This is a genomic window from Stieleria sp. (genome assembly GCF_041595215.1).
Taxonomy (GTDB): domain Bacteria; phylum Planctomycetota; class Planctomycetia; order Pirellulales; family Pirellulaceae; genus Stieleria; species Stieleria magnilauensis.
On the sequence record NZ_JBFHKV010000425.1, the window covers coordinates 1 to 6,575 of the forward strand.

At 59.4% G+C, this 6,575-nt stretch carries 5 protein-coding genes; all 5 read right to left on the reverse strand.

Features of this window, described 5'->3' with window-relative positions; all coding sequences use genetic code 11:
* On the reverse strand, positions 1 to 588 hold a 588-nt coding region (locus ABX749_RS16920), incomplete at its 3' end, for a glycosyltransferase family 2 protein (RefSeq protein ID WP_372897007.1).
* Positions 589 to 1,321: 733 nt separating this feature from the next.
* Positions 1,322 to 2,119, reverse strand: a complete 798-nt coding sequence (locus ABX749_RS16925) for a Nif3-like dinuclear metal center hexameric protein (protein ID WP_372897008.1) — start codon at positions 2,117 to 2,119, stop codon at positions 1,322 to 1,324.
* A gap of 91 nt (positions 2,120 to 2,210) precedes the next feature.
* Positions 2,211 to 2,741, reverse strand: a complete 531-nt coding sequence (gene infC, locus ABX749_RS16930) for a translation initiation factor IF-3 (RefSeq protein WP_145209563.1) — start codon at positions 2,739 to 2,741, stop codon at positions 2,211 to 2,213.
* A gap of 280 nt (positions 2,742 to 3,021) precedes the next feature.
* Positions 3,022 to 3,282 carry an RNA-binding S4 domain-containing protein gene (locus ABX749_RS16935; RefSeq protein ID WP_372897009.1) on the reverse strand — a complete coding sequence of 87 codons (261 nt, stop codon included), beginning with the start codon at positions 3,280 to 3,282 and terminating at the stop codon, positions 3,022 to 3,024.
* 156 nt (positions 3,283 to 3,438) lie between these two features.
* Positions 3,439 to 6,575 (reverse strand): hypothetical protein (locus ABX749_RS16940; RefSeq protein WP_372897010.1); only part of this gene is annotated, 3,137 nt, incomplete at its 5' end.

Genomic DNA, 6,575 nt, shown 5'->3' on the forward strand with positions numbered 1-6,575 from the left:
CGCCATCTCGGCGATCCGCAATCCGGCTTCGGCTGCCTGGACCCACAGTTGAAGCGGCATTGCGTAGCCGGTATCGGTGATGGAAAAATGCCGCAGCGCTTCGCTGCGATAGGCTTTGAATCCGCAAAACGCGTCGGTCAGTTGCAGCCCCAGTCGCCGATTCAGATCGGCCGTGATGCGGCGGTTGATAAACATCCGCTCCTCCGGTGGCGCGTCGTCACCATCGAAGTGATGCAGGTAGCGGCTGCCCGAAACGATGTCCGCCGAACGGGCCATGTCGATGAAGGCGGGGATCCGTTTCGGCTGGTGCTGGCCGTCGCAGTCGAGTGTGACGACGCCATCGAAGCCGTTTGCCAGGGTGTAGTCGAACGCGGTTTGCAACGCCGCGCCATAGCCACGATTCTGCTCATGACGAATCACGGTCACGTCGTCGCGCTGGCCGAGAAGTTTGTCGGTCCCGTCGGTCGAACCGTCATCAACGACGAGCACGTTGGACGCATATTGAACGACCTGGTCCAAAATCTCGTTCACGTAGTCGACTTCGTTGTACACCGGCAGGGCGGCAAGCCATTTCTCTTGTCTCGTCATTTCGACTCCATCATCTAGGTCGGAAAACTTCGTGGTGTGACCAGCGTTGGGCGGGCTGCGGTGCTGCCGGCTCCCTATGGGAATACTCGTTCGAGCGACCGGGTCTTACAGCCGAGCACGGGAATCAGCGTCGTGGAGGAAACTCGCTCGGCGCTATTCTCTCATGAATTCGTGGGCTCGCACACCACTCCGCAAACGCCATGCCGCCTGCACTCAATGACATTTTGGCAGCTCCGCCCGCCAGGACCCCCCATTGTGGCTGTCGGGCGAGTGGGGCCAGCCCTGCGCGCTCGCTGGCATCATCCCCGCAAGGCAATCCCCGCCAGGCAATCCCAGCACGTGGCGTGAGCCAGTGGCGCGTGATGCATCTGTGGTCAACGGTTCGCGTCAGCGAACCGAGTATCCCGGAGGGATGCCAGCGAGTCGCCGGAGGTCAGCGTAGCGCCACCTCCGGGAGGCCCGTCGCCGACTCCCGTCGACCCCGGACGGGTGCGCAGCGAATCGATCTGCCGGCTGTGCCGTAGACCGCCATTGCGAACGAGTTGATGGGGGCGTTTTCCACTCGGGGCGGCCGGCCGGGTCTGAGGGTTCGGGCGGCATTTGCTTCGACACCCTTCGGGCAAAGCTGTGAAGCATTTTTTAGCGGTAGGGCGCGAGCCCTCCGGTGTTTCGGGAACGATGAGGGACCGGAGGGCTTGCGCCCTGCCGCTAAAACTGCCGTGACGCGTTCCTCTCAAACCGTTTGGATCGGGTCGGATTCGGCGGCGCTGGGCCACAGGGTCAGCGTCGGAAAGGTGCCGGCGAGTCGTTTGGCCAACTGCTCCATCGCAAACCGTTCGCTGTGATAGTGCCCGAGCAGGCCCAGTGCCATGCCTCGTGACTCGGCTTCCAGGCAATCGTGAAAGCTGGCTTCGCCGGTGATCAACAGCTGGCAACCGCAGCGTGCTGCTTGGGTGACGAACGAGCCTCCGCTGCCGCACGCGAATCCGACTCTCGTGATTGGGCGATCGAGCGGCCCAACACCGCGGGGAGCTTGCCGGCAATCAACCCATTCGGCACACCGCCGAATCACATCGCGCGTCGGTGTTTCGGTCGGCAGTGTCCCGTGCCGTCCGCTGCCCAGCGGGTTCTCCGTCGTGGGATCGTTGATCGGTTCAATCGAGGTCAAGCCCAGCGATTCTGCCCAGCTCTGGTTGATGCCTTCGGTGGCGGAGTCGAAGGCGGTGTGGGCGCTGTAGACGGCGATCTTGGCCCCGATCAGTCGCCACAGGATTTCGCCGGTGATCGAATCACAGGTGATGCGTGGCAGCGGGCGAAAGGGGATCGGGTGATGGGTGACGATCAAGTCGGCCTGCCGCTCGATCGCTTCGGCGACCACGCTGGGGGTCACGGTCAGGCAGGTCATGACCTTGCCGATCTCGCGGTGGCGATCTCCGATCAACAGGCCAACGTTGTCCCAGGACTCCGCCAATTCCAGCGGAGCCCATTGGGAGAGCGTTTGGCAAACGGCATCGACAGTGACAGCGGACATGGCTCTCGCATCACGTGGTGGAACGGCTCGTCGACGCTTGCCCAGGGTTACAAAGCAAGCGTCGCGACGAGGATGACGAGTGGCCCGTTGTTTAACGTGGGGCGATCATGCAGATCATCCGACGGCCGTGTTGCTGGGGCGCGGTTTCGACCTTGCCGACTTCGTCGAGCAATTCGATGACCTGCTCCATCACCTTGCGGCCTTCTTCGATGTGAGCCATCTCACGTCCACGGAACAGCACACTGACTTGAACCTTGTCCTTGTGCTTCAAGAACTTTTCGGCGCGTCGAATTTTCGTACGAATGTCTTCGTCGCCGGTTTTCGGCCGCAAGCGAATTTCTTTCGTCTTGGTGTGACTTTGATTGCGGTTCGTTTTCTTGTTCTTGTCGTATTTGTATTTGCCGTAATCCATGATTCGGCAAACCGGGGGTCGCTCATTGGGAGCGACTTCAACCAGGTCCAGTCCGACATCGCGTGCACGCTCCAGGGCGTCTTCGGTCGAGATCACTCCGAGCTGTTCGCCAGTCTCGCTGACGACTCGAATCGGACTGATTCGGATACTGGAATTGATGCGAACGGTGTCGCGATTTTCTGGTTGGGGGTTTCGTCGTGCCAACGCCACTAAAAGTTTCTGCTCCTGCCGGTGGGCATTCCGGACATCAAATGGAAATGGCCTCGAGACCGGATCGGCGTTTAATCAGCCGAAGTGCCAGTCTTGGGGTTGAACCACGGATCCCTGAAACGTCCAGGGAAAACGGGTTCTCAACAGTAGGTCACCGAAGTGGTCTACACCGAGAAGGGCGGAAAATTCGCCGCCGCCAGCTTTCTCAGCGTTGCGCAGTATCCAGCGACGGATCGGCGACCGTCAACAGTGAAACTGCCGGTTTCACCGAACTTTTCAGCTAACAATCGAAAAAGGTTTCGTCCAGCGTGATGCTTTGACCCATGGTTTCGACCACATCGCCCAAAAACAGCTGTTTGCGGCGTCGTGTTTCGATTTCCCCGTTCACAGTGACCTGGCCGTCTTGGATCCAGATTTTGGCCTGGCCGCCGGTCCCCACGCAGCCGGCCCGTTTGAGCACATCATCCAGCCGCATCATCGGACGCGCCGCCGGTTCTTGGGACGGTTGCTGTTTTTCGGGGTCACGCGGTGCGTCAGTCATCGGATTGGGAACGTTGCCAGGACGGGGAACGGTCACTTCACCTTCATCGGCCGGCAATTTAGTTTTCCAGTCGGGCGTCGTGGGTCTTGTTCAAGATCCCAAGCGGAACGATCTTTCACAAGATGCACTCCCCGAGAATGACGCTGGGCCGGCATTCTACGCCGCCTTGCGATCGTCGTCGCCGTCCAGGTCTGCGATCGAACCACGCTCGCGACGCAGCGTGCGGATCGTGGCCGTCTGGGCGTGGATCTCGTTTTGCAGCTCGCGAATCGTGGTCTGAGCATGCTCGTTGGCTTTCAAGCTGTCCTCGTGTTCGGCGCTGACGCGTTTGAGATGGCTGATCAGATCCGCACTCTTGGCGGCAAGCATTTTGTTGGCCGCCCGCAATTCGTCCAGTTCGGCGAGCTGCGTTTGCAACTGCTTGACCACCGCGGTTTGCTGCTTCAAATCGGTCGAGGCCTGACGCAGTTCCGCGATCGCCGCTTCGTGCTGATTCGACTTCGTCTCCAGCCGCCGATTCAAGTCCTCGACCGAGACGGCTTGGATTTCCAATTCTTTGCCCAGCTTGGTGACGTGGCTTTCCAGCACCTGATTGGCGGCGACCAGTTCGTCGCACTGCAGGTCGGCCTTGGACAGTCGGTCGCGCGTGATCGCGAGCTGTTTGTTGGTCGCTTCCAGATCGGCGACGCCGTGCCGCAGACGAAGTAACTCGTCGCGTTGTTCGGAAAAGGCCCGCGTTTGCAGATCGCTTTGCTCTTTCAACTCGATGACATCGCGCTCTCGCATGTGCAGTTGTTTTTCGAGATCGACCACCGAACCGATGCGTCGATTCAAGTCCTCGATCACCGCTTCACGCTCGCTGATTTGCATCGACAGCGTCTCGACTTCGCGGACCGACTTGGCAAGCTGTTCGTCTTTGACTTCCAGCTCACCTTGCAGCGTTTTGATCTGTTGCAGTTGTTTCTGCAGCGATTCGATTTCGGATTGCTGTTCCCCGGTGGTTTCAACCAGCGCGGCCCGTTGGGCATCGGTTTCTTGCAGCACCGATTGCGTCTCGGCAAGGCGGTCCTGCAACGTATTGAGTTCACGTTCCTTGTCACGCAGGGTTTCGATCTCGCGATCTTGATCGCTCAAGCTTTCCCTCAGCCCGGCCTCGGTCCGCTCGAGTTCGGCCAACCGCTTGGTCAGCGTCTGCGTTTCTTCGGTAAGCGGCGTGAGGGCCTGACACTGCTCGGTCAGCTCGTTGATTTGGGCATCGCGGTCACTCAGTTGTTCGGTCAAGTCATCGATCGTCGCTCGACTGGCCTGTAGATCCTGGCCCAGCGTTTCGATTTGATCTTCCAGGCCGCTGAGGCGTTCGCACTGCTCGGTCAGCTCGACAATTTCTGTGTCACGGTCACGCAAGTTCGTCGCCAGGTGGTCGAGCTTCTCGAGGTTTGATTGCAGCTTGCCGGCGAGCGATTGGTTGTCGTTCTCCAGGGCCTCCAGCACCTCCAACTGTTTGGCGTGATCGGCCACGGTCGATTCACTTTCGTGTAGCTGGGCGGTCAGTTGTTCGATCGACGCGAGCGAGGATTCCAATCGTTCAGCGAGTGTCTGTTTTTCGCTTTCGAGCTGCTCCATCTGCAGAAGCTTTTCGGATTGCTGTGCCAGCGTTTGATCGCTGTCGTGCAATTGGGCCGTCAGCTGATCGATCGACGCGAGCGAGGCGAGCAGTTTTTCAGAGAGCGATCCCTTTTCGGTTTCCAGATCTCCCAAGATGTCCAGCTGGGCCGATTGTTCGGCGACCATCCGTTCGTGTTCGCGGAGCTGTGCCGAAGTCTCTTCGACCGATGCCTGAGACGACATCAGTTCGGCGGCGAGCGATTGGTTTTCGTTCTGCAACGCCTCCATCGCCTGCAATTGTTCGGTCTGACGAGCAACGGTTCGTTCGCTCTCTTGCAGCTTGGCGGTCAGCCGGTCGATCGTTGCGGCCGATTGATCCAAGCTTTGACGCAGCGACTGTTGTTCGCTTTCCAGGGTGTCGATCACCTGCAGACGCTCTTGCAGCTGCGTGACGATGTGTTCGTTTTCGTTCAACTTGGAAGTCAGTTGCTCGATGGTTGCGCGGCCCGTGGCGATTTCCGCAGTCAGCGATTTGGTTTCGTTTTCCAGCGGCTGGATCAATTCGCAGCGCCGGGACAGATCCGCGATGGTGCTCGTCTTTTCGCTCAGTTTGTTTTCCAATTCGCTGCGAATGCCGCGTTCGTCGTCGACCTCGCTAGCGATGAACTCCAATTCCGCGTCTTGCTCTTCGATGCGTTCTTGCAGCTCCGCGATCTGTTCGAGTTGGCCGGCTTGCGTCGCCAGCTTGTCTTCCAGTTTCAGTTTGATCTGTTTCAGTTCGTGCAACTCGTCGAGCAATTCACGGACTTCTTCTTGGGCGTCGGCGCCCTCTTGCCGTGCGACTTTCAATTGGTCGATTTCGCCGCGGAGGGTTTCCACCAAGCGGTCTCGGTCCTGCAGTTCAGCCGTCCGGTCTTCCAGTTGGCATTCGACCTTGGTCAGTGCCGCGGTTGCGGTGGAGAGTTCGGCGTGCAGGGTTTCCAGTCCCTCACAAGCCGCCTCGGCCTCGGCGGCACGGGATTCCAGTTCGGCGATCCGGTTTTGTTTTTCTTCGATCAGGTCGGCCAGCCGCTCGTTCTGATCGGCGGTCCGTTCGGCCTGGTCCAGGGCGCTGGCCAGCTGTTGTTGCATCGTCTCGATGCTGGTCACGACCGACGCGTATTTGTGCGACGATTCGTCCCGCTGCTGTTGCAGTTCGTCGCGCTGACGCTGCAGGGATTCGATCGTTTCATTGCGCTGCTGGGTGGACGATTCGTGTTCTTCGATCTGGGCCTGCACCGCGTCCAATTTGTCTTGGGTCGCCTGGCGGTACATTTCGCTTTCGGCCAGCTCGTTTTTCAGTCGAGTGATCAGGGCCTCGCGGTCGGCGACATCCGATTCACTGGTTTCGCCCAGCCGTTCAACTTGTTCTTTCAAGTGCTGGATTTCGGCGAGCTGGGCTTCATTGGTTTTGGACAGCGATTCGATCAGCGCGGATTGTCGCCCGAGTTCATCGCCGGCTTCCAGTGCCGCGGTTTCATTGGCAGTGATGCGCAGCTCCGCGGCATGCCTGTCCGCAAGCGTCTGTTCGTGCTCGGCTTTCAGGGCATCGTATTCGTCTCGCAACGCTTGCAGCTGCTCTTCGGTGCGCTGTAAGTCACTGTTTTCGAGAGCCGCGTTGTCGCGGGTCAGTTCGATGGATGCTTCCA

Bases quoted from the DNA above. Each gene is read 5' to 3' on its own strand.
- ABX749_RS16935 (WP_372897009.1), bottom strand. From the start codon at position 3,282: ATGACTGACGCACCGCGTGACCCCGAAAAACAGCAACCGTCCCAAGAA.
- ABX749_RS16925 (WP_372897008.1), bottom strand. From the start codon at position 2,119: ATGTCCGCTGTCACTGTCGATGCCGTTTGCCAAACGCTCTCCCAATGG.